Origin of the sequence: Aquidulcibacter sp., from assembly GCF_044346625.1 — a bacterium.
GTDB lineage: Bacteria > Pseudomonadota > Alphaproteobacteria > Caulobacterales > Aquidulcibacteraceae > Aquidulcibacter.
In genome coordinates this window covers 1-24,002 of the sequence record NZ_JBIIYV010000047.1, presented here as the reverse complement: position 1 = coordinate 24,002, position 24,002 = coordinate 1, and the positions used below count along the sequence as shown (strand labels likewise).

The 24,002-nt window shown below is 56.0% G+C and carries 20 protein-coding genes and 1 pseudogene; 14 read left to right on the top strand and 7 right to left on the bottom strand.

Annotation, left to right across the window (positions count from 1 at the left end; all coding sequences use genetic code 11):
* Positions 1-191 (top strand): annotated as a pseudogene (locus ACIQ20_RS11795) (esterase); the annotation flags it as partial.
* On the opposite strand, the gene ACIQ20_RS11790 reads toward ACIQ20_RS11795, so the two are convergent.
* From ACIQ20_RS11790 to tsaE, 3 genes are read right to left on the bottom strand one after another with little or no spacing between them, the layout of a single operon-like run.
* The gene (locus ACIQ20_RS11790; RefSeq protein WP_395780534.1) at positions 161-904 is read right to left on the bottom strand and encodes a nucleotidyltransferase family protein; all 744 of its coding nucleotides are present in this window, start codon (positions 902-904) and stop codon (positions 161-163) included. The pseudogene ACIQ20_RS11795 and the gene ACIQ20_RS11790 overlap by 31 nt on opposite strands.
* Complete coding sequence (locus tag ACIQ20_RS11785; RefSeq protein WP_395780532.1) at positions 901-2,028, bottom strand: aminoglycoside phosphotransferase family protein; 1,128 nt, start codon at positions 2,026-2,028, stop codon at positions 901-903. The genes ACIQ20_RS11790 and ACIQ20_RS11785 overlap by 4 nt, the downstream gene beginning before the upstream one ends.
* Positions 2,018-2,497, bottom strand: coding sequence for a tRNA (adenosine(37)-N6)-threonylcarbamoyltransferase complex ATPase subunit type 1 TsaE (gene tsaE / locus ACIQ20_RS11780; RefSeq protein ID WP_395780530.1), 480 nt, complete (start codon positions 2,495-2,497; stop codon positions 2,018-2,020). Before tsaE ends, ACIQ20_RS11785 begins: the two co-directional genes overlap by 11 nt.
* 78 nt (positions 2,498-2,575) lie before the next feature.
* Here tsaE and ACIQ20_RS11775 point away from each other — a divergent pair, with 78 nt between their 5' ends.
* Positions 2,576-4,672, top strand: coding sequence for a TonB-dependent receptor (locus ACIQ20_RS11775; protein ID WP_395780528.1), 2,097 nt, complete (start codon positions 2,576-2,578; stop codon positions 4,670-4,672).
* Here the strand turns inward: ACIQ20_RS11775 and ACIQ20_RS11770 are convergent.
* A complete protein-coding gene (locus ACIQ20_RS11770; RefSeq protein ID WP_395780526.1) occupies positions 4,662-5,507 on the bottom strand; it encodes a fumarylacetoacetate hydrolase family protein in 846 nt (281 codons plus the stop codon). The two genes, ACIQ20_RS11775 and ACIQ20_RS11770, sit on opposite strands and share 11 nt — an antisense overlap.
* Before the next feature lie 230 nt (positions 5,508-5,737).
* On the opposite strand from ACIQ20_RS11770, the gene ACIQ20_RS11765 reads away from it, so the two are divergent.
* From ACIQ20_RS11765 to ACIQ20_RS11720, 10 genes are all read left to right on the top strand, one after another.
* Positions 5,738-8,371, top strand: coding sequence for a TonB-dependent receptor (locus tag ACIQ20_RS11765; RefSeq protein WP_395780524.1), 2,634 nt, complete (start codon positions 5,738-5,740; stop codon positions 8,369-8,371).
* Between the two features lie 105 nt (positions 8,372-8,476).
* Positions 8,477-9,127 carry a peptide-methionine (S)-S-oxide reductase MsrA gene (gene msrA, locus ACIQ20_RS11760; protein ID WP_395780522.1) on the top strand — a complete coding sequence of 217 codons (651 nt, stop codon included), beginning with the start codon at positions 8,477-8,479 and terminating at the stop codon, positions 9,125-9,127.
* A gap of 539 nt (positions 9,128-9,666) precedes the next feature.
* Complete coding sequence (locus tag ACIQ20_RS11755) at positions 9,667-12,222, top strand: TonB-dependent receptor (RefSeq protein ID WP_395780520.1); 2,556 nt, start codon at positions 9,667-9,669, stop codon at positions 12,220-12,222.
* A gap of 123 nt (positions 12,223-12,345) precedes the next feature.
* Positions 12,346-13,929 (top strand): alkaline phosphatase D family protein, encoded by a 1,584-nt coding sequence (locus ACIQ20_RS11750; protein WP_395780518.1) that lies wholly within the window; start codon positions 12,346-12,348, stop codon positions 13,927-13,929.
* Positions 13,930-14,012: 83 nt separating this feature from the next.
* Positions 14,013-15,029, top strand: a complete 1,017-nt coding sequence (locus ACIQ20_RS11745) for an agmatine deiminase family protein (protein ID WP_395780516.1) — start codon at positions 14,013-14,015, stop codon at positions 15,027-15,029.
* 1 nt (position 15,030) lies between these two features.
* Positions 15,031-15,882 (top strand): N-carbamoylputrescine amidase, encoded by an 852-nt coding sequence (gene aguB, locus ACIQ20_RS11740; RefSeq protein WP_395780514.1) that lies wholly within the window; start codon positions 15,031-15,033, stop codon positions 15,880-15,882.
* Between the two features lie 210 nt (positions 15,883-16,092).
* On the top strand, positions 16,093-16,971 hold the full coding sequence (locus ACIQ20_RS11735) for a MotA/TolQ/ExbB proton channel family protein (protein WP_395780512.1): 879 nt from the start codon (positions 16,093-16,095) through the stop codon (positions 16,969-16,971).
* 27 nt (positions 16,972-16,998) lie between these two features.
* Positions 16,999-17,475, top strand: a complete 477-nt coding sequence (locus ACIQ20_RS11730) for a biopolymer transporter ExbD (protein WP_395780510.1) — start codon at positions 16,999-17,001, stop codon at positions 17,473-17,475.
* 84 nt (positions 17,476-17,559) lie between these two features.
* The gene (locus tag ACIQ20_RS11725) at positions 17,560-18,042 is read left to right on the top strand and encodes a biopolymer transporter ExbD (protein ID WP_395780508.1); all 483 of its coding nucleotides are present in this window, start codon (positions 17,560-17,562) and stop codon (positions 18,040-18,042) included.
* Between the two features lie 14 nt (positions 18,043-18,056).
* Complete coding sequence (locus ACIQ20_RS11720) at positions 18,057-18,725, top strand: energy transducer TonB (RefSeq protein ID WP_395780506.1); 669 nt, start codon at positions 18,057-18,059, stop codon at positions 18,723-18,725.
* A 140-nt stretch (positions 18,726-18,865) separates the two neighbouring features.
* On the opposite strand, the gene ACIQ20_RS11715 is transcribed toward ACIQ20_RS11720, so the two are convergent.
* Both ACIQ20_RS11715 and ACIQ20_RS11710 read right to left on the bottom strand, forming a co-directional pair.
* Positions 18,866-19,915, bottom strand: coding sequence for a deoxyhypusine synthase (locus tag ACIQ20_RS11715; protein WP_395780504.1), 1,050 nt, complete (start codon positions 19,913-19,915; stop codon positions 18,866-18,868).
* 133 nt (positions 19,916-20,048) lie between these two features.
* Positions 20,049-20,933: an alpha/beta fold hydrolase gene (locus tag ACIQ20_RS11710; protein ID WP_395780502.1), complete on the bottom strand. Its 885-nt coding sequence runs from the start codon at positions 20,931-20,933 to the stop codon at positions 20,049-20,051.
* 129 nt (positions 20,934-21,062) lie between these two features.
* Between ACIQ20_RS11710 and ACIQ20_RS11705 the strand changes: the two genes are divergently transcribed.
* Positions 21,063-22,343, top strand: coding sequence for a glutamate-5-semialdehyde dehydrogenase (locus tag ACIQ20_RS11705; RefSeq protein ID WP_395780500.1), 1,281 nt, complete (start codon positions 21,063-21,065; stop codon positions 22,341-22,343).
* Here the strand turns inward: ACIQ20_RS11705 and ACIQ20_RS11700 are convergent.
* Entirely contained in the window at positions 22,340-22,873 is a 534-nt protein-coding gene (locus ACIQ20_RS11700; protein WP_395780498.1) for a hypothetical protein, read from the bottom strand. The two genes, ACIQ20_RS11705 and ACIQ20_RS11700, sit on opposite strands and share 4 nt — an antisense overlap.
* A 163-nt stretch (positions 22,874-23,036) precedes the next feature.
* Here ACIQ20_RS11700 and ACIQ20_RS11695 point away from each other — a divergent pair.
* The coding region (locus ACIQ20_RS11695; protein WP_395780496.1) for an MFS transporter at positions 23,037-24,002 on the top strand (966 nt) is incomplete at its 3' end.

The following is a 24,002-nucleotide window of genomic DNA, read 5'->3' as shown; positions in this document are numbered from 1 at the left end:
TGCGCTACGGCACCAATCCTGAAACCTTGGGCCATTCTGGTTGGGGTGGATCTGGTGGATTTGGTGATCCTGCTAAACGCTTATCGGCAGCTTATGTGATGAACAAACAAACCCCAGCCCTATTGGGTGACGAGCGCGCCGGTCGTTTGATCCAAGCGCTTTATGCCTGTGTGGATGCCCGCAGCGCCTGAAGTTTAGCTTCTGCGTCTAACCGGGCTTGTGGGTCACCGATATGCAACCAAGGCCCGTCAAGGACGAGGCCATAAAGACGACCCTTGGGGCTCCATTCGTCAAACCACGTGCGGGCGAGGGAGCGCTTGGTAGCGGATTTGCCTTCAAACTTTGCCTTGGTCGTGATCTGCACGCCTGCATAAGCATAGGGCGCGCTTGCAGCTTCCCCCCGCCGGGTCAAACGACCTTCCTCGTCCATGAAGAAATCGCCCGGTCCGTCAAAACCCAAAGACTCATCAAGGCGCGCCAATAAGAGCAGGCCATCCATTCGTCTAGGATCAAACGCCTCAGCCATGCGGTTGATCGCTGTGCCATCAAGCCAAATTGCGTCCGCATTGCAGGTCAGCAGCGGCCCGTCAGAAAAGTGATGTAGCGCGTACACAAGGCCGCCTTCAGTTTCCAAAGGCTCCGGCAATGCGTCCTCGCGGGAAAAGATCAGGCGGGGGTTGCCTGTACTCCGCGGCGTTAGATGCGCCACCAATTTGTCGCCAAAATGAAAGCTATTGACCACGGCTGTGCCGACGCCTGCTTCTGCGAGGCGGTCGAGCATATGGTCCACCAAGCAGCGGCCATCGACCTCAACCAAGGCCTTGGGACGGTCATTGGTTAGGGGTCGCATGCGTGTGCCAAGACCTGCGGCAAAGACCATGGCATGGCTTGGCATCGCACTCATCCGACTTGCGCCTGTTTGAAGGCCTCAAGAGGCACATAGCGTTCTACCCAATTCTGCAGGGCTTTCAGGCGCGGGTGCGTGAGGACTTGGGCGAGGTGTCCCGCTTCACGGGGCATGAATAGGCGATAACGCTGCTTACCATCGCGGCCGACTAGTCGCGAAAAGATACCGAGAATACGTAAAGCGTTGATCGCGCCCTGAATGGCCAGCTCCTCGTCAAAGGGCACCCGTTCAGACCCAGTCGCGTCCAAATAAGCGCGAATGGTGGCTTCATAGGCTTCGGCGCTTACGTCCCGTCGCGCATCATGCAGCAGCATGGCAAAGTCCCAAGCGCGATAGCCATGCACGGCATCTTGGAAATCAAGCAGGCCAACCCGAGCAATGCCTTCACGCTCCGGCAGCCACAGGATGTTCTCCGCATGATAATCGCGCAACGTGAAGGCGCGTCGATGGGCGAGAATATCGCCAATCAAAGTATCGCGAATGTCCGACCATTCGGCACGAGCATCGACACTAAATCCGTCAAGACCGAGGAAGCGTGGCGTCCAATCGACAAACAGATTGGCATTTTCGCGAAGCGCAATCGCGTCAAAATCTAGGATTGGCCAAGGCCCGATGGGGGAGGGCAGGGTAGAAGGGATTGGGGTCTGATGCAGGGCGGCCAGCGCCTCGCCGGCCATGCGATAAAGCTCAACTTCATTGGCCCGGCCTTCAGCGATGACACGGGCATAAAGATCGTCACCCAAATCTTCGACCACCGCGACCCCTACAGGGGCGTTGACTGCCAAATTAGCAGGGGCGGAGAAGCCGTGGCCTCGCAAGTGATCGCCAATGGCGACAAAGGCCTCCACACGTGAAGCGGCCAAGCGCGAAAGCGCATTCCAGCCCAAGGCCCGTCGCGTCTCTTCATCTGCATCGGGCGGGCAGGGCCCATCCTCATTGCCCGGTTGGGCCTTCATCAAAATGGCCGTACGGCCACCGTCGCGGACCCGTTCGTAGGAACGGGTCGAGGCATCTTGATCAAATTTTTGCCGATCTGCATTGCCAAAGCCTGCCTCGAGCAAAGCGGTAGCGATCGCGGCGTCAAAACGGGTGGCCTCAAGCGAGGAAGTTTCAGAAGTCATGCAGGCGAGATTTCCAGTTCGATGTCGGCGAGGCCGACAAATGGGCGCGGCGATGGTCACCAACACTTATGATTTCGATGTCGAGGTGCCGGGGTGACAGATGTGGCCCTGCTTTATCTGGCCATTCAACCAAGCTGATGACCTCGTCAAGCTCTTCCCAGCCCAATTCCCAGATATCTTCTGGGTCTTCTAGGCGATACAGGTCGAAATGGAGCAGTTCTGGGGCGCTTGGCTGTTCATCTAGGTCCGGCTGATAGCGCTGGACCAAGGTAAAAGTCGGGCTTGGGACTTCGGTATCAGCACCGAGGAAAGCGCAAATCAAACCACGCGCAAGGGTCGTTTTGCCGGCGCCCAAATTGCCTCGCAGGGCCAAGCAATCTCCAGCCTGCACCACTTTAGCCAAGCGGGCACCTAAATCGCGGGTGTCGAGATCGGTCGCAAGGTCTAGGGAAAGCAACAAGTCCATCATCAATTTGTCGTTAGAAGAGGTTGGGCGCGCGGTCAAAACTACTCGCTGTTGCAAGCAACCTAGATTAGGTCTGACTTCATGTTTTCTTGGCCCAGCCTATTCCTTCTCGCAAGCCCAGCTACGGCTTTACCACCACAATCAGGTGTCGGAGCATCGGCAGCAAAGGCCGAAGCAGCATCTGAGGTCATTGTTGTGCGGGCAGAGCGTCTCCCGTCAGATCGCTCTATGTCGGCACAAATCAGTCTCGACCAAGCGGCCCTCGGGTCCAGTATCGGTTTGCGCTTGGACGAAGCGCTGAGAATAGCACCCGGCGCGAGCCTGTTTCGACGCACGGCAAGCGGACCGGCGAATGGCACCATTCAAGGCCTATCCCTGCGCCCGATTGCACCCAATGGCGCAGGACGCGCTCTGGTTAGTCTCGATGGTGTGCCGCAGAATGATCCGTTTGGGAGCTGGGTGTTTTGGGTGCGGCATGATCCACTATTTTTGGAGCGTGTTGATCTTCGTCGAGGGGCAGCGGGGGCAGGCTTTGGGCCTCTTGCTTTGACCGGAGCGCTCGATTTGGTTGAGGTGCGCGGTGGGCCTGCGCGCTTGCGGTTGTCTGCCGGGGGGCAGGGTGCTGTGCAGCTTGCCGCTCACGGCTCTGTGACGGCTGATAGTGGCACACTAACGGCAATGGCTTCCTATGAGAGCAATGATGGCCTCATCCCGGTCAGCCCTGCACAACGCGGTGCCGTCGATCTGCCCGCTGACTTCACGGCTTCCACCTTCACTTTAGTTACTGAGCTACCGGCTGCCAGTGGACAATGGTCGTTCCGAGTTTCAGGCTTTGAAGAAGAGAAAGGTGCGGGGACCTTAGGGGGTGGTAGCGCTGCGCGCGGGGCCGACGTGAGCGGCGCACGCAAGCTGGAGGGGGATTGGGGCCAAGCACGGCTCATTTTGTTCGCGCAAACCCGCGATTTTTCCAATCAGACAGTCTCTGTGGCTGCAGACCGGGCTAGCGTAACCCCGGCGCTGGATCAATATGAAACCCCTGCGTCGGCACTTGGCGGGTCCCTCATCTTTGCCCCGGCTTTTGCGGGTTGGAGCCCTAGATGGACTTTAGATTGGCGTCATAGCGAAGGCGAAACGCGCGAACTTTTCCGCTTTATCGGCAATAGCTTTACCCGCACACGCATTGCTGGAGGTCAGCAGGACTTGATTGGTTTGGGCCTCGACGTGCCCCGCTTATGGCAATCAGATGACGAACAAAAAGGTCTGGATGCGACCTTGCGCCTAGATCGTTGGGCCCATGATCGGGCGAAACGCTTAGAAGCTGACCGTGCAACTGGGGCCGTTACATTGTCAGAGACACCTGTCGATCGGGAGGGTCATGTGGCGACAGGACGCGTTTCCCTGTTTGTTGGGGGCGGGCAGGCGCGCGTTAGCCTGTTTCGAACCTTCCGCCCACCCAGCCTGAACGAGTTGCACCGCCCGTTCCGCGTCGGCAATGATGTGACCGAAGCCAATGCCGATCTGGTTCCTGAAGTTCTCGAAGGCCTCGACATTGACCTTAAGAACCAATGGCAAGGCTTGGGAGGGGATTGGACGGGCATCGTTACACTTTATGCCAGCAGGCTAAAGGACCCCATCACGAATGTCACGATTGGCGTCGGCCCTGGTGTTTTGCCCCGTGTTGGCTTTCTGCCCGCTGGTGGCACGCTGCGCCAGCGCCTGAATGCTGGGCAAATTGAAGCCAAAGGTTTAGAGGCTGGCCTGACTTGGGTGGCAAAGGGGGCGGGCCTTCAGCCGCAGATCGATCTCCGCGTGTCGATGGTCGATGCCGAAGTGGATGGGGGTCGCTCGCTGCCTGCCTTGTCCGGTCTACGCCCCGCACAGTCAGCCCCTTGGGCGAGTTATGTTGGCCTGACTTTGCCGCTACGCGATGGGCCTCAACTGACCGTCGCACTGCGTGGCGAGGGTGCACGCTTTGAAGATGATCTGAACACGCGAGAGCTAAAGGCCTATCAGGCTTTGGATTTGCGCACATCTTGGGCATTGAGGCGGGATTTGGACGTGTTTGCTTCCGGCGAGAACGTTACGGGGACCCGCATTATGACTGCCATCTCAGGGGCGGGCATCCTGTCGGAGACCTCCACACCCCTGTGGCGCATCGGCATTACGATCACGCGATGATGGTTGCCTTCACCTCATCCACGATTTTGTTCTCAATCATGCCAAGGCCGTCAATCTCACAGCGCACTGTATCGCCGGCAAACAGATAAACGGGCGGATTGCGGGCAATACCGACACCTGCTGGCGTGCCGGTGAAGATGATGTCGCCTGGCAAAAGCGTAAAGGCCGTGCTGAGATGGGCGATCATTTGCGGCACTTTGAAGATAAGGTCTGCCACGCAGCCATCCTGCATCAGTTGTTCATTGACATAGCAACGTAAGCGCAACTGATCCAAATCGGCGATCTCGTCAGCCGTCACCAAAACAGGGCCGAAAGGGGCATGGGTGTTAAAGCCTTTCCCCATAATCATGGTCGGGGTGGCTTTCTGCCAATCGCGCACCGAATAGTCGCAGCCAACACAATAGCCTGCAATCACCTCGTTGGCGCGCTCGACGGGCACGTGGCGGGCTTTTGCTCCGACGATCACCACAAGCTCTACCTCAAAGTCGAGCTTGTCTGACACGCAAGGTTTCTCCACAGCACCATTAGGCGCATTCACCGCGGTGATCTGCTTCATAAACCAAGTCTGGATCGCGGGCGGCTCGCGGCCAGTTTCAGCGGCATGATCTGCATAATTAAGGCCAATGCCAAAGATGCGGGGTGGCTGCGGGACCGGGGCCAAGAATTCAAGGGAGTCGACTGACACGGCTTCGACAATGGTGCGCTCGTCAGCCGGTCCACGTAGAGCCGAGACGACGCCCAAGCCGTCAACGGGGGCTGCCAGAATCTGCGCCACCTTGCCTTCAATTTGCGCGATGCGCGGAACTCCATTGTGCATAATTGTAGCAAGTTTCATGCGCTTATCATCCTTGTGGGTCGGTGAAGCGCCAAGTTGTGACGATTTGGCAACAGCACGCAATTGTGACTTAGGATTGCAGTATTTCACCCTCGACCCTTACGTCAACCGTGCGTATAGCCGTCGACTGATCGGCTTGCTTTGCGTCGCTTTTTTTGGCTTTGCAAGGTTGGCTGAAACAACAGCCCTGAAAAGTCAGGCTGAGAACATCCATTCTCTGGGAGAGAAATATGAATTTGGAACGATTGGGCCGTCGTGGCCTTTTGTTGGCTGCCTGCGCAACCTCCGTTTTTGCTGCACCTGCTTTTGCGCAACAACAAGCAACCACTGCGCAAGATGACCAGCCAGTTGAAGAAATTATTGTTACTGCGACCCGGCGCGAAACCGCGCTGCAAAACGTTGCCGTCGCCGTGACTGCAATCGGTGCTCAAGCCATCGAGTCCGCTGGCGTGAAAGACATTCGCGACCTGACCCAGTTGGCACCTTCGCTGCAAGTGCCTGTTTCGGAAAACTCTGGTTCGGTTACCGCGCGTATCCGCGGCGTGGGTACCCAAGGCTCGAACCCCGGTCTTGAATCCTCGGTCGGCGTTGTGATCGACGGCGTGTTCCGCGCCCGCAACAGCGTTGCCTTTGGTGACTTGGGCGAAATCCGCGCCATCGAAGTTCTTCGTGGCCCACAAGGTACCTTGTTTGGCCGCAACACCTCGGCCGGTTTGATCAATGTCACCTCCAAGAAGCCAAGCTTTGAGTTTGGTACCTCTGGCGACGCGACTTTCGGCAATTATGGCCTGGGCGGTCTTGGCCTTGGCATCACTGGCCCCCTGATCGAGGATAAGCTGGCTGGTCGCCTCTATGTGACCGCTCGTGCCCGTGACGGCTATATGAACGTAAACAATGGCACCGCTCGCACGGATTCAAACGATTCCAATTATTATGCGATCCGTGGCCAATTGCTCTACACGCCAAGCGAAACCTTCGATGCACGCTTGATCGTGGATCAGGCTTCGCGCGCCGAAGCCTGTTGTGCGGCGGCTGTATGGCTAAAGGACGTCCGCGTTCCTTCGAGCACGGACATTTTGAACAAGATCTCGCCAAACGCGCTGCAAACCAGCCGTAACTTTGATAGCTATCTAGCCAGCGCTAACCGCACCTATGATCAAGACATTGAAGATGCGGGTATCAGCCTTGAGATGAATTGGGATGTTGGTTTCGGCAAACTGACCTCGATCACAGCGCAACGCAATTGGAAGCGTACTGCGGGGGCTGACTCGGATTATAGCGGCGCAGACGTCGTCTATAGCTTGAAGTCAGAAGGTGCTGGCGCGGAGTTTGATAACTTCACCCAAGAATTCCGCTATGCTGGTTCTTTGGGCAAACTGGATTGGTTGGTCGGAACCATCTATTCCAAAGAGACCATCAACTCGACCGTTCGCTTCCGCACGGGCACCGATTACCAAGCCTATATTGGCGGTCTCTTGGGCCCAGCCTTGGCCTTGGCCAACCCCGCTTTGGCCGTGAACCCGTTGAGCCCAACCGTCACCAACACCCAATTGGCTGGCGTGGTTTCGACCTGGCAGTCCATCTTGGGCGTGACACCAGCCAATATCGGCACCCTAGCTCCTGGTGGTGGTCAGTTTGACGATTACGAGCAGGATGCCGAATCTATCGCGTTGTTTACCCACAACATCTATCAATTCAACGATGACTTCAGCGTGACCTTGGGTCTGCGTTACACCTCGGAGGAAAAGAAGTTCCAAGGCAGCTATCGCACGCAGGGCAACACCGCTTGTACCGCGATTGAGAACCGCTTGGGTCTCGATGCGGCACGCAACGCGGGCTCGTTGGCAGCAGTTGTAGGTGCCATCTGCGCGCCTTGGATGCGCTCCGGCCTTGATGGCATGGATCACCGCCAAGAAAAGTCAGAGAAAGAATGGTCGGGCATCTTCTCGGCAGCCTACCGGTTTGCACCAAACATCAATTCTTATGCCTCGTACTCACGCGGCTATAAGGCTGGTGGCTTCAATCTGGACCGCGCCTTCTCTGATCTGCAGAACAATGTGGTCACCTCGATCATCGCGCCAGGCGTGGGCAACCGCACCGTGCGTCAGCCAAACACCTCGTTTGCGCCAGAAACTGTTGATGCTTACGAAGTTGGTTTGAAGACCCAGTGGTTCAACCGCGCGTTGACCGCGAACTTCGCGGCTTACCATCAGACCTTTGAGAACTTCCAGCTGAATACCTTCACCGGTATCTCGTTTGTTGTGACTTCGGTTCCTGAAGTGGTGTCGCAAGGGGTTGAGTTCGACTATGTACTGCGCACCCCCATCGATGGCCTGTCCATAACTGGCGGCGCGGCATATTCGTTGACCGAATATACCAAAAATTTGGGCTCGGCGGCGCAGGCCAATACCTTCCTTGGCCAAAACCCCAACCTTTATTGGTTGCCAGGCGCCCAGCTGACCAGCTCACCTGTCTGGACTTATGGTTCTGCGTTCAATTATGAGCGTTCGGTTCTGTCTGACACGGCAAAGTTTAAAGCCTATACCGACTTCCGTACCATCACAGACACGATCACAGGCTCGAACTTGGACCCACGCAAGACCCAGCCCGGTTATACGCTGATCAATGGCCGCCTTGCATTGAGCACAGCTGACGATCGCTGGACCGTCGAATTGTGGGGCCGGAACCTGACGGATGAGCGTTATGCCCAGATCACCTTTGATGCGCCACTGCAGGGTGATGCGCCTGCGCTAACCAATCAGCCAGCTTTGGGCGGGTTTGCGCCACGTGTCGTCAACAGCCAAATCAATGCGTTCGTGGGTGAGCCACGGACCTATGGTTTGACGCTTCGCTGGAACCACTAAGTTCTGCCGATTTGACAGGACTAGCCGAGGGGCGTGGCGTAGGCCGCGCCCCTTTTTGGTTTCTCAAGGTGCAACCGAACGACAGATTGTTGCGTATAGGCCAGTATGACCCAACTTAAGCCATTCTCCGTTCTCGTTTCTCTATCCATTCTAGCTCTTGCTGGCTGTGGTACCCAATCCCCAGCTCAAGCCGATAGCGTTGCGCCCAAGGCGGCAATATCGCCCGCAACGAGCCCAAGTAATCTTGCCACCGCAGTTTTTGCCGGCGGCTGCTTTTGGTGCATGGAAAAGCCATTTGATGAGATCCAGGGCGTGGTTGCCACCACCTCCGGCTATACTGGCGGTACGCTGGCCAATCCAACTTATGAGCAAGTGGGCCGGGGCGGCACCGGCCATTTTGAGGCGGTGAAAATCACCTATGACCCCGCCAAGGTCAGCTATCAAAAGCTTCTCGACACCTATTGGCGCCAAGTCGATCCGTTCGATGCGTTTGGCCAATTCTGTGACAAGGGAGAGACCTACCTACCGGCTATCTTCTACGCCAATGAAACTGAGAAGAAGGCGGCAGAAGCTGCACGGGAAGTGCTCTTTGCCCGCTTTAAGAAGCCGATTGTCGTACAAATTCTGCCCGCCAAAGCATTCTACGATGCTGAAGGCTATCATCAGGATTATTATCAGAAAAACCCGCTGCGCTATGCCTATTACCGCAATGGCTGCGGGCGAGATGCCCGTTTGCGCGCCGTTTGGGGCCAGTAGCGATTTAAAAAGCGGCAATCTGTCACAAATACTGCCTACCCCATTTACAAATCGGACCACCGCGGGCTAACGTAAGGGCAAGTCGGGTCTTTGGCTCGGCTTTGGTGTCCGGAATATTTCATTGTGCTTTTCGTAAGCGCTGAATTGGACCGGCGCTCCCTGAGCATCGCCTTGCGGTGGAGCCTGTGGCTCCACCGCTTTTTTTTGAGGATTTTGGGGGAGCCTTTGGCTCCACCGCTTTTTTTTAAAGGTTTTGGGGGAGCCTGTGGTTCCAACTCTTTTTTAAGGATTCTGGGGGCGGCTTTTAAAGTTGGTGCTCAGTCACCGCGATGCCTAAAGTCTAAACAAAGTGTAACATTGTTGCCACTGTGCGAACAGCTTGGCACATTTATCCCCAGTGTTCCCATGCCAGAGCCGTCTCTGTCATAGAAGTGTCACATAAACGTCGCAGAGGCGTATCTCAAGCGGGCTAGGTGGCCCACTCTACGCGCAGCCTCCCAATTCGATGCGCGAAAAATGACTTTCACAAGGGGTTTCCAATGTCTCACGTAAAACGCTTGTCATCAGGCGTAGCGCTCGCCGCTCTCTCTTTGGGCATGGTTGGCTGGAGCGGTTCGGCTTTTGCTCAATCGACCGGTTCGCAACAAGCTGAAGCTGAGCTGATCATCGTCACCGCGGCGCGTAGCCGAACCACTGCAGGTCTTATCGAAGCCGAAAAGACCCCAAAGACACGTTCCACAATTACAGCTGAGTACATTGCTACCCAGCCAGCTGGCCAAACCGTTTTCCAAAGCTTGAACTTGGTACCAGGCCTGAACTTCACCAATAGCGACCCATATGGTTCGTCGGGTGGCAACGTTCGCCTGCGTGGTTTTGACGGCAACCGTATCTCTTTGACCGTTGACGGTATTCCGCTGAACGACACCGGCAACTATGCGATCTTCACCAACCAACAGTTGGACCCTGAATACATCACGCGCACCACCGTGAACACCGGCACCACCGACGTCGACAGCCCTTCGGCTTCGGCAACCGGCGGTACAATCAACCTTCGCATGCGTAAGCCAGACGAGAAGATGGGCTTCCGCGCAACTGCTTCGGCCGGTTCCTACGGCTATGGCCGTGGCCTGTTAAGCTTTGATACTGGTGCGTTCGGTCCATGGGGCACGACTGCTTTCATCGGCGGCTCGTATCAGAGCTATAACAAGTTCAAGGGCCCCGGCGAACTTGAGAAGAAGCAATATAATGCGCGTATCTTCCAAAAGCTGAACGACACCGACTTCCTCAGCCTTTCGTTTCATTACAACGAAAACCGCAACGCCTTCTATCGCAACGGTTCATTGGCTCAATGGGCATTCTATGGTCCAAACTACGACAATTTGGATACCTGTACGCGTGTAGCGCCAGTAGCTGGCACTGCCCAAAACGACGGTGCTTCAACGGCACCTGCGAACGCAAACTTCCAAACGGCGACGGACAATCCAGCAAACCCATCGAGCTGCACCAACTACTTTGGTCTGCGCATCAACCCATCCAACACGGGTAACATTCGCGGTAGCTCGAACTTCCAACTGGCACCTAACCTTCGCCTGACCGTCGATCCAACCTATCAATATGTTTTGGCAAACGGTGGCGGCACGACTGTCGTCAACGAAAACGACCGCCGCTTGCGCGGTGCGGGCTTGGTTCTTACCGGTACTGGCGCGATCGCAGCCGGTGCTGACCTGAACGGCGACGGCGACGTGCTCGACAGCGTTCGTCTCTATACGCCAAACACCACCAACACCAACCGAGTCGGCGTTAACGCCTCTTTGATCTGGGACATCAACGACACGAACCGTCTGCGGTTTGCCTACACGTTCGATTATGGTCGTCACCGTCAAACTGGCGAATTCACCCGCTTGGACGCTCAAGGCAACCCATTGAACGTTTTTGGCGGCCGTGATGGTCCAAAGGTCAATGGCGTGGATGGCAGCTTCCTGCGTGGCCGCGACCGTTTCTCGATTGCACAGCTCAACCAGTTCGCAATCGACTATAATGGCCTGTTCTTCGATGACAAATTGCGCCTAAACGTTGGTGTTCGCGCACCATTCTTTGAGCGTCAGTTGGACCAGCGTTGCTTCAGCCAAAACGGAAGTTCGAACGTGCTTTGCACCACCGAAACTCCAAGCGCGACTTTGGCCAATGGTAACGTTACTTTCGTTTCGCAAGGTACAAACCAGTATATCGCGCCTTACAAGGCGACACGTAAGTATGATGCCGTGTTGCCAAACATCAGCGCTAGCTATGAGTTTATCGAGAATAACTCGGTTTATGCCAGCTATGCTGAAGGTTTCTCGGCGCCTCGTACCGACAACCTCTACACGCCTTTGCGCGGCGCAACGGGTGGCATTTTGCTGAACAACGCTGTTCCAGAAACCACCCAGAGCTTTGACTTAGGCTACCGCTATCAGGGAACGGACCTCACGGGTTCGATCGCTTTCTGGAATACCAAGTATGAGAACCGGATCGTGTCCGCGTTTGACGAAAACTTGGGCATCAGCGTCGACCGTAACGTCGGTGCAGTGGACTTGAGCGGTGTGGATCTGGAACTTGGCTACCGCTTGGGCAAGCGCTTCACCGCTTATGCCTCGGCGTCGTTTAACGACAGCGAAGTCAAGAACAACGTGCCATTGTCGGCCACTACCTCGCTGCCAACTGGCGGCAAGAAATTGGTTGAAACGCCAGACACCACCTATGGCTTGCGCCTGCAATACGCCATCGACGGGCTAACCTTGGGCGTTCAAAGCAAGTATGTCAGCGAACGTTTCTCGACCGACATTAACGACGAAAAGTCACCTGCATACAACGTAGTAGACTTGGATGCGAGCTATGACTTTGACAGCTTGGGTGTGAAGAACACAATTCTTCAGGTCAACATCATCAATTTGTTCGACGAAGGCTATTATGGCAACATCAGCTCTACGAACAACGCGTTGACCATTGCTAACGTATCGACGGTAACTGGAACGACTGTTGCCCGTACCGGTTCGGCTCCAAGCTATGCATTGGGTGCACCTCGCACGTTACAAGTAACTTTGAAGACAAAGTTCTAAGAGCTCACAAGCTGTAACGTTTCGTTCATGGGGCGGCCTTTTCGGGGGCCGCCCCATTTGCGTTTAGGGTCCCTTGCACTAGGGTAAGGGTACTCTCATTTCTCAAGCACAAGGTCTTATCCGATGAGCTTCGATCCAAAGCGGCGGCTGTTTTTGAACGCATGGGCAATGGGGGCGGCCGCGGCTTCGATCAGTAGCCCTTGGCGCGGTTCTGCGATGGCGCAGACGCCGAAATTTATCTCTGACCCGTTCACCATGGGTGTGGCGTCTGGTGATCCAACGCAGGACGGCTTTGTACTTTGGACGCGCCTTGCGCCAGAGCCATTGGACCCTGAGTATTCAATTGATGGCTTGGTTGATGTTCAGTGTGAGATCGCTGAGGACGAAGCCTTCACGAAAATTGTGCGGCGCGAATTTGCGGTGGCGCGGCCCGATAATGCCCATTGTGTGCATGTCGAGGTGGGTGGCCTAAAGCCGAACCGCCCCTATTTCTACCGGTTCCGGGTTGGTCTAGCCGTGTCCCCCGCGGGGCGGACGCGCACAACCCCAGAATTTGGGGCACCTTTGGCCAAAATGCGCTTTGCTTGGCACTCCTGCGCCCATTATGAGCAAGGCTTGTTTACTGCCTATGGTGACATTGCCAAGCAGAACCCAGACGTCATCCTGTCGCTTGGCGATTATATCTATGAAGTCTCCTATGGCGCTGCCGTGCGTCGCATGCCGGTGGAAGATGCATTTAGCTTGAGCGATTATCGGCTCATTCATGCGGTCCACAAAATGGATCCAGACCTGCAGGCTGCCCATGCTGCGGCACCTTGGCTCTACATCTGGGATGATCACGAAGTGGCCAATGATTATCAGGCAGACTTTGGTAAAGTCTTGCCCGGTCAAGATCCCGCCAAGGACTTCCCGATCCGTAAGTACAATGCATATAAGGCCTTTTTCGAAAGTCAGCCTCTGCGGGCACGCTCGCGCTTTGATGCGGTCAACCGTATGCGGATTTATGGTCAAAGCGGCTGGGGCGATCTGCTAGACTTTACTTTGCTGGACACCCGGCAATATCGCTCAAAAGGGGCATGCTTGTCACCGGGCCGGCAAGAGGCGGAAAGCGTGAGCCGCGCCACTTGTGCGGAGCTGCAGGACCCGTCGCGGACCATTTTGGGGGCACGGCAAGAGCGTTTCGTGTCGGAGAATTTCATGCGCGCGCCGTTCAAATGGTCGGTTCTGGTCCAGCCGACGATTTTCTCAACTTTATTCCAAAAGAATAGCCAAGGCGATCCAACTGCCTTTACCGATGGCTGGAGTGGTTTTGAGCCCGCGCGCCAGAAGATCATCGATCAGATGGCCCGCCGCCGCCGCGATGTTTCGTCCGTCGTCATTGGCGGTGATATGCATGGCTTTTGGGCCAATGATGTAAAGCAAGATTACGCCAAGCCTGAGAGTGACACTGTGGCGGTTGAGTTTGTCGGAGGCTCGATCTCGACCATGTCGTTCAATTATGACCGTTGGAACCGCTTGTTCCCAGACAATCCACATCTAAAATGGCAAGATGACCGTGTGCGCGGCTATGGCCTTGTGGACGTAACTCCACAAACTATGGATGTTCGTTTGATGAGCACCCCGACCACATGGCGGCGCGATCAGGCGTTTAAGCCGCTGAAGCACTATGTTGTTGAGCGCGGCAAAGCTGCCTTGAACGAAGTTTAGAAAGTACACGTGTGCATCTTGCAGACTAAGCCTTACAGGGCCATGTGCCTCCCCCTGATCATGTCGCTTCGAGGATCCTTCTGTTGACTCACCTGACTATCCCGGCCGAATGGGCTCCGCATAAGGCGATTTGGACGTGTTGGCCGTCTGCTGCAGACCTGTGGCAAGAAGATCTGGCCCCGGCGCGCGCTGAAGTGGCCGCGATGATCCGCGCGCTTGTCGCGACAACGCCTTCTGACAAGGAAGGTGACCTTGTGCATGTGCTGGCCTGTGGCGACGAAGCTGTGACAAACGCGCGTGAAAGCTTGCCAGCCCAGGTTCAAATTCATGCTTGCGGATTTGGCGATATTTGGCTTCGCGACACAGGCCCAATCTTTGCCAAGCGAGATGGCAAGGCCGTTGCGTTGCGGTTTGGTTTTAATGGCTGGGGTGGCAAATATGATCTGCCGTTCGATGATAGCGTGGGCGACAAGGTCGCAGAAGCTGCGGCAATTCCGGTGCAACGGGCTGAATTTGTCTTAGAAGGTGGCGCCGTCGACCATGATGGTGAAGGCACGATCCTGACGACCCGCCAGTGCTTGCTCAACCCAAATCGCAATGTGGGCTGGACCGAAGCCGTCGCTGAAGCGCATTTGCAGGCTGCATTAGGGGCTAAGAAAGTGTTGTGGCTTGGAGATGGCTTGGCCAATGATCATACCGATGGCCATGTCGACAACATTGCCCGCTTCATCGGCCCAGGTCGCGTCATGTGTATGGCCCCATATGGATCGGATGATCCCAATTATGATGTCCTCAATCAGATTGCATCCGACTTGGCGTCGATGACAGATGGATCAGGCCGGGCGTTGGAAGTGGTGCAAATCCCGTCCCCCGGTTTGGTCGAAGATGAGGACGGCAAAGCGATCCCCGCGTCGCACATGAACTTTATTATTGGTAACGCCAGCGTGGTTATGCCCCATTATGGCACTGCTTCAACCGATGCAGCGTTGCGCGGATTAGCGGCCGCTTTTCCACATCACCGCGTTGTCGGCATTCAAAGCACCGCCATTCTGACCGGTGGCGGTAGCTTCCATTGTATCACTCAGCAGGAGCCAGCCTAATATGTCGCGCCTTGTGAAACTCGCTGCTCTTCAGACCCACTATGGAGCTGATCTACAAGACAATATTGATCGTACCATTGCCCTGATCCGCCAAGCCGCATCCGCAGGTGCCCAAATTATTCTGCCCTCGGAATTGTTCCAGGGGCCTTATTTTTGCACGACCCAAGACGAGCGTTGGTTCGCGTCCGCCTATCCTGCTCTAGAGCACCCTTGTGTCACCCAGTTGCAGCCGATCGCTGCTGAGTTAGGTGTTGTGATCCCTGTGTCGATTTTTGAACGTGAAGGCCCACGCTATTACAATAGTGTGGTTGTTCTCGATGCAGATGGTACTGCTTTGGGCACCTACCGGAAAAGCCACATCCCGGATGGTCCAGGCTATCAGGAGAAATATTACTTCCGGCCGGGCGACACCGGGTTTAAGGTCTGGAACACACGTTACGCTAAAATTGGCGTCGGCATTTGCTGGGATCAATGGTATCCCGAAGCCGCCCGCGCCATGGCGCTATTGGGGGCAGAGGTCTTGTTCTACCCCACCGCGATTGGGTCAGAACCCCATGATGGAACCCTCGACACGCGCGATCCTTGGCGTCGGGCTATGCAGGGCCATGCAGTTAGCAACATCATGCCGGTTGTTGCGGCAAATCGGATTGGTGTCGAACAAGGGCTTGGAGATGATCAGCACTTCTATGGATCGTCCTTTATTGCCGATCATCGCGGAGATTTGATCGCGGATCTGTCGCGTACAGAGGAAGGGATTGCCGCAGGCACGATCGACTTGACATTTCTTGACCGACACCGTGCCGCTTGGGGCTTTTTCAGGGATCGGCGGCCTGAATTATATGATCTAAACTGAGTTAAATTTGCCTCGAATGGTTATAAAACCGTAACAAAACCAGACTCAATCCTTAACAAAAGCATCTTCTACAGACATTTTCTGCCTGACAGCGGCAATTTAGCGCATAGCCCCCTTCCACAAACGTAAAAGGGCGGCTAGGAGTCCGATGGAGCCCGTACGTTACAAAAAGGTTAACGCCGGGACTGATTTTGGAGGATACAGAAAACCATGTTTGCTCTTCTGCAAGCCGCCGGTGCTGCTGACACCGCTGCCACCCCCGCCGCCGACGCAACTGTTGCTGCTGCTGCTGAAACCACGAATGCTGTTGTTGAGTCAGTGAATGCTGTCGCCGCTGCCGCACCTGCTGCACCTAGTGCCGCTGAAGCTGCCGCTGCCGCTGCAGAAGCTGCCAAGAATGCCGGTCAACAAAACATCACTTTGATGGACATGATTGCGCATTCGCCATTGGTGTCCAAGATCGTTTTGGTCATCCTGTTGCTTTGCGCCGTATACGCAATTGCCTTGATGTTCGAAAAAATCATCGTGATGCGCGGCAACAAGAAGCGCACTGTTGATTTCGTTGCCGCTTACAAGAAAGCAAAGTCCCCGGAAGAAGCCGCTCAATTGCTCTCGAAGCAACCAGACGGCTTTGCCAAGAAAATGTTTGCTGCTGGCTATGGCGAGCTGCAAAAGGCGAAGGACTCGGGTCTTTACAACAACCGCGATGCCCGTGGTGATTTGATTGAGCGGGTCCGCTCAGCAATGACCGCGGAGCAGAACAAGGCGCTTGAAGAGCTCGGCTCTAACATGACCTTCTTGGCTTCGATCGGTTCGAACGCACCGTTCATCGGCTTGTTCGGTACGGTTTGGGGCATCATGAACTCGTTCATCGCTATCGCAAACACCCAAACCACCTCGCTCGCCGTTGTGGCACCTGGTATTGCTGAAGCTCTGTTTGCTACCGCTGCAGGCCTCGTCGCTGCTATTCCAGCCGTGATGATCTACAACTTCTCCGCAAAGCAAACCGGCACAATCGGTGGCTATTTGGAAGACTTTGAAGCCGACTTCATCTCGCTGGTTACCCGCGACATGGACAAGCAGGGCTGATCGGGGCTCTAGAAAAGGAGACCGATCATGGGTGCAAAACTAGCCGGAGGCGGCGGCGGCAAAAGAGGCCAGCTGGATGTCAACGCAGAACCAAATATCGTGCCATTCGTGGACGTGATGTTGGTGCTGTTGATCATCTTCATGGTGGCTTCGCCTGTTGCTTCAGTGGACATTAATGTCACGCTGCCAGACTCCAAGGTCTTGCCATCGAAGCGGCCACCAAAACCAACCTATGTCACTATTCAAGACAAGGGTGGCGTCGTTGGTTTCTTCGTGGGCAATGATGAAGTCGTGGATACCACGGTCCTCGGGAAAAAGGCCTTCGAAGGCGTTGTCAAAGACAACCCAAGCTTCGGTGGCAACTTGGCCAAGATCATCGACCAACGGATTTACATCCGCGCCGATGGTGACACGCCATACCGTAACGTGGTTTTCGCTATGAACCGCCTTCAAGATGAAGGCTTCTACAAAGTTGCGCTCGTTGGCGCAGACAAACGCCGCTAGGTAAGGGAGGTACGATCATGTTGAATTTTTATACCACCCAGGTCTGTTTCTGCGAGACTTTGAACCTGAAGGGAGCAATGCACCATGGGCGCTAAACTCTCCGGCGGGGGCAGAGGCAAAGACATGCAACCGAGCTCGGAACCGAATATCGTTCCGTTCATCGACATTCTCTTGGTATTGCTGATCATCTTCATGGTGGCAGCTCCGATTCCGACGACGGACGTGAAGGTGGATCTTCCACCGCCATCTCCGCCGCCAGAAAAGCCGCAAGAGAGGCCAAAAACCCCGACTGTTGTCGATATTCGCGACGATGGAACGGGTACGCCGCAAATCTTTGTGGATGCTCAATTGACCGAGCCTGATGCCTTGGCTTCCAAGGTTTTGGAACGGATCACCTTCCATGTGCCAGATTCTCCCAACCGCCTGCTGGAAACAGTTCGGGTGCGTGCGGACCAAACCTTGCCGTATGCATCGGTAATGGGAACGATGGCACTTCTTCAGGAAGCCAACTTCCAAAAAGTCTCGCTGGTTGCTGAAGATGCGATCAGCCCAGATCAGTTGCGATAGGAGGGCAATGAGATATGGCTAAATATCGTATGTTGTTCCTCTTGATCTCGATCCTTCTTTGGTCGGGTATCTTGTATGGCGTATCCAAGGTGCGCCCGACCATCGTGACGGACTTCTTGGACAATCTGAACGTGGTTAAGGCGGAGAAGGAAAAGAAACTTCCACCACCGCCTCCACCGCCGCCGCCGCCTGATAAGCTGCCACCGCCACCGCCACTGGTGGAGCGCCAAACCAAGATGATCGTGGACATTCCCCCGCCTCCGGTGGAAGAAATCCGCGAGACTGTGGTGCGCGCGCCCCCACCACCGGCACCTGCGTTGACGGACTATCAGCCGCCAGCTCCACCACCGCCACCACCGGCACCACCGCCACCGCCTCCGCCGCCATCGTGCACAGAGGCACCGAGGAGCCCTCGCAAGCTGCGTGAGTTCAACATTGACCGGGCCTATCCGCAGCGCGCTCAGGAGCGTGGGACTGAAGGCAGTGTTCGGGCAACCTTGCAGATTGACGCAACCGGCACGGTTGTAGGGGTCATCATCACCTCTGCTACCCCACCAGGTGTGTTTGAATCCGCAGTCGAGCGTGAAGCACGACGAATGAAGTACGAGCCAGCTCGGCGGAACTGCGAGAATATTGCAGATGATGTCTCGCTGTTTGTTCAATTCCAGTTGACCGACGAGTAATCTTAAAAGCTTCGGCTAAAATTAGGGGCCGCTGTACTAGGTACAGCGGCCCTTTTTTGTGCGAGGTGGCCGATGAATAGGCACAAAAAAGGGGCGGCCAATAGCCACCCCCTTTCGCACTATTAGTCAGTGGCCTAAGCCTATTCGAACAATTTTGCCCAATTTGGCTTGACCCGGTCTTTCCAATGACCGCGATGGTAAGCATCCGAAGCAATCAGTGGCACGACCGTGGAGGCTTCGGCAAACACCATTTGCTCGAGCGCCACAGAAACTTTGCCCCACGAGCAGGCTTCTTTCAGGGTCGAGGAAGAGCAGGCGCCATCGCGCACGTCGGCCACGGTAATCTGAACGGCATAAGCATGCATCTCAGCTTCGACCCCTAAGATCTCAGCGCAGACAACGGTGTCTTGCGCAAAGTTCTTCGGCACGCCGCCGCCAACCATGAACAGACCGGTGCGACCAGCTGCGATTTTGATATCGGTCAGTTCGCGGAAGTCTGCGATCGCATCGATCACCAAATATGGCTTTTTGTCTTTCATGCGCTGGACTTGGTGCTTCACCAAGCCAAAGCCAGCCGAGCTGTCCACAAAAGCGGGGCAGAAGATCGGCACGCCGCACTCATAAGCGGTTTGGATCAAGCTGCCCTCTTTCTTGGCATTGCCTTCGCTCAACCATTTCCCCATTGCCGAGATGAAAGCGCGCGAGGAATAGGCTTTCGCCTCTAAGCTGTCAGCGATTTCCAGAATGGTATGGTCGCAGGCCTGCAGTTCTTCTTCATCGATATAGGTGTCATAAATCCGATCGATATAGAGGCTGCGCAGGGTCTCATCGTCGGGCACTTCCAACGCTTGGTAGTGCTTGAAGCCGAGCGCTTCAAAGAAGTCCATGTCAATGATCGACGCGCCGGTGGCGACGATGGCGTCAACCATGCCGTACTTCACCATGTCGCGATAGACATGCATACAACCGCCAGCGCTGGTCGAGCCAGCCAAGGTCAACCATACAGACGCTTCCTTATCGGCGATCATGGTGTTGAAAATGTCAGCGGCACGACCGGTGTCGCGGCTGGTGAAAGACATCTTCTTCATGCTGTCGATGATGGGGCGCGCGTCATAAGACGCGATATCCACATGCTCGACGACATTGGAGAGAAGTTCTGCTTTGCGATTTACATTGATGGATTCAGCCATAGTTTGGGCACTCTTTTAACCTGAGCCATAAGGCCAGCGACCGCGCCGGAACTCCCTATGGGCCAGTGATGGGCGGCATTAGCCGAAATTGAATCAGAAAGAAATCATGGATGTGTGACCTTTGCAGTAGCACTCACCGGGCCAGCCAAGCTTCTAGATGCGCATTGACCGCCTCTGGATTCTCCTGCTGCACCCAATGCCCGACACCCTTGAGGCGCCGTAGCGTGAAATCCTGCACCAAACCGTCGTATCCGTCAGTCAATTCCACGCCAAGGGCGAGGTCTTCTTCGCCCCAAATCATTAGCGTTGGCACTGTGATGGCGGCGACCTTGTCCCGTCGGAAATTCGAGAAGCCTGTTGTCTGAGCCGCGGCCCGATAATAATTGACCATTGCTGTCAGTGCGCCCGGGATCAGGGCATTGTCACGATAGATTTGAAGTACTTCTGGTCCAAAATTGGTCTGGTCGATGGCTAATGCGCTAAAAGCCCGTCCAATCGCCCGCGCGCCGCCAGCGGCCATCATCCTTTCGGGAAGCCAGGGCAGTTGGAAGAAGAAGACATACCAACTCTTCTTCAGTTGCTTCCAAGTCCGCAGGCCTTCGGCAAGTCGGGCGGGATGGGGAACATTGAGGATCACTAAGCGCTCTAGCGGGCGCTGGTTTGAGGCTGCAAATGCCCAAGCGATCAAAGCGCCCCAATCATGGGCGATCAACGTCACAGGTCGCCCTTCAGATGCCTGATCGATCAGCTGGGAAACGTCCTCCATCAGATGTTCGATGGCATAGTCCTGCATGGAAGGTGGCTTGGAACTCTGGCCATAGCCGCGCAAATTGGGTGCCCAAACTTCATAGCCGAGCTTCACCAATAGCGGGATTTGAAAGCGCCAAGAGTGATTGGATTCCGGAAAGCCATGCAGCAGCACTGCAAGCTTGCTTCCGCCCTTGCCTGCAATAAGAGTCTCAAGGCGCTGCCCATTCGCTTCTATAAAGATGGTGTCACCAATAGTTTCAAACGTCATGGGTTGTTCCTTTTGTCCCAACTCTAACCAGATTGCGATGCGAAGCCTAGGCGACCTCCCTCAAGCAACCACGGACAAAGCGCGATCCGCCTCCTTGTCTTTGGTCTTGGTTGAGGGCATTTTGCGCAAATGAACGTGCATGTCCCGACCCAAGAGACACCTGAAGCCCTGATGCTCGCCATGGGTGCTCGCGCCCGCGCCTCGGCCAAAGCGGTTCGCGAAGCCAGTGCCGCCACACGGTCTGCGGCTCTTGGTGCAATGGCGCGCCACATCCGCACAGCCGCACCAGTCATTTTGGCGGCCAATGAAACAGATATGGCGCGCAGCGCGGCAGAAGGTCTGTCGCCCTCCATGCTAGATCGGCTCAAGTTGGACCCTGCTCGACTGGAAGCCATGGCAGCGGCGGTAGAAGATGTCGCTGGCCAGCCCGATCAATTGGGCGAAGTGATGAAGGACTGGACGCGGCCAAACGGCTTGCACATGCAGCGCGTCCGCATTCCTATTGGTGTGATTGGTATCATTTATGAGAGCCGCCCAAATGTCACCGCTGATGCTGGCGCTTTGTGTCTGCGCTCTGGCAATTGCGTCATCCTGCGCGGCGGCTCAGACACCATTGGCAGTTCGACGGAAATCACCAAAGCCCTGCGGGCAGGGTTGGCGGAAGCAGGTTTGCCCGAAGATGCGATCCAATTGGTCGGTACAACCGACCGGGCCGCCGTGGGGGCCATGCTGGCCGGGCTTGACGGCTCCATCGACATGATCATCCCGCGCGGTGGCAAAAGCCTCGTCGCGCGTGTGCAAGCAGAAGCCCGCGTACCGGTGTTGAGCCATTTGGAAGGCATCTGCCACACCTATGTCCACGCAGGCGCCGATCCTGAAAAGGCTGTCGCCTTAACCCTTAATGCCAAAATGCGCCGCACTGGCGTTTGCGGGTCGACAGAGACGCTTTTGATCGACCAAGAGATTGCCGCCGCCCTACTGCCCAAGATTGCAGCGGCGCTGATGGAAAAAGGCTGTGAGCTGCGCGGCGATGCGGCTGCCCAAGCCATCGTGCCGATGGCAGAGGCAACAGAAGAAGATTGGCGCACCGAATATCTTGCGCCTATCTTGTCTATCGCGGTAGTGCCTGGGATTGAAGAGGCCGTGGCTCACATCGCACGCTATGGCTCTGGCCATACGGATGCGATTGTTACCGAAGATCAGGGTGCGGCTGAGCGCTTCTTGAATGAAGTCGATAGCGCCATCGTTTTGGTCAATGCCTCCACTCAATATGCCGATGGTGGCGAGTTTGGCTTTGGTGGCGAGATCGGCATTGGCACGGGCCGCTTACACGCACGTGGGCCTGTTGGGGCCGAAGGGCTGACGACTTACAAATATGTCGTGCGCGGCTCAGGTCAGACACGTCCTTAGTTCGGGCATCGGTTAAATATACGACCGGGGCCAGAGCCATCGACGGCTTGGCCATCACGAACCAACACATAGGGCTGATGCTCCGGCAGGCGGCCTTCAAAGTGCCATTCCTGCATCTGGTCTGGGCCAGTCTTTTTGTAGCGCTCGACGGTCTGGTTACAGCCGACCGGCGCACAAACCCGGGTCTCAATTTCAATCAGGCCGTCGGGGCTGGTGCCAACACGTAATAGCTCTAGTTTTTCACCTTCGCCCTTTTTACCAGATCCCACTTCGACTTGCGGCGATGGGGTGAAACTAAAGGTCTGGAAGTTTTCTCTCTTGTCACAAGTTGTCGCACGCCAAATGGATTGGCCCAACCAAGCTTGCGCCGGGTTGGCCGGAGCCGCACTTGCAGAAGTACCGCCCCGCAGCCCTGCAGGCTTGTTCGGCTTTGCCTCTGCAGACACGCCGAACAAGGTGGTCACCAGCAAGGCAGTCATGAGCATTGCATGAGAGCTGGAAGGTTGCGGCATAGATTGAGATGGACGCATCAGAAAACTCCAAAGCCCAGTTTGCCAGCGCCTACCTTGCTAGGGTGTGAACAAAGCTTGGTCGCGATGCGGAAACATTCTGGCCCTGTGCGCCATCACGGCCTATCGTTGCTCCATGAGCGATCCAGTTTCCCTGCCGTCAGGAACCCCAAGGGGTAATCCGATGCGTGATGTCGCCTCTCTGATCGGGGGGCAGACATTGCTGCAGATTGCGGGCGGCCTATTAAGTGTTTGGCTGCCGCTCCAGATGCAGGCACTTCAGTTCACGGGCAGTCAAATTGGCTTGGTTGCTTCTGCCTATGGTCTTGGCTTTTTGGCCGGGGCTTGGTTCGCGCCGATTATGTTGCGCGCGATTGGGGCCATTCGCAGCTATGCGGCTGCCGCATCCATCGCCTGTGTGACTACACTTTTGCTTTATGCGAGCGATTCTGCTTGGGCGTGGGCGATCAGCCGCTTACTGGCGGGTGCAGCGATTGCGGTGATGTTTGCCGCAGCCGAGGGTTGGATGGCGTCTGCCATCCCCAACGCGCGGCGCGGCGATGTGACGGGCTTTTACATGCTGTGCACCAAGCTGGGGCTCGTATCAGGGCCCTTCATTATCGGCTTTACCCATCCAGAGCCGAATGCACCGGGGCCGATTATGGCCGCCGCCGCCTTTTTGGCGCTGTCTCTGGTGCCGATCTCCATCGCGGATACCAGTCCGCCACCGCCTGCGACTGTCTTACGCATGTTGCCATCACGACTGTTTAGGCTTGCGCCGGCAGCCTTTGTTGCCGCCGTTGGCTCTGGGCTGGTCAATGGCGCTGTTTTGTCGCTAGCGCCGCTCTATGCCAGCGAGCGGGGAGGGCCGCAGGCCGCAGCCACGTTCCAAGCCGCCGCTTGGATCGGCTCGTTGCTCGTGCAATGGCATGCAGGCAGATTGTCTGACCGGATAGACCGACGCATCGTCTTGGCCATGCTGATTGGCGTTCCAGCAATAGCGGCCTTTATTCTAGCTACGATAGGCGCGGAGCTTTCGCTCACCTTCAATACAATCCTGTTTGGCATTTGGGGGGCAGGGGCTTTGTCCTATTACGGGATTGCGGTCGCCCATTTGGGGGACCGCACACCCAGAGCGGAGCTGGCTGCT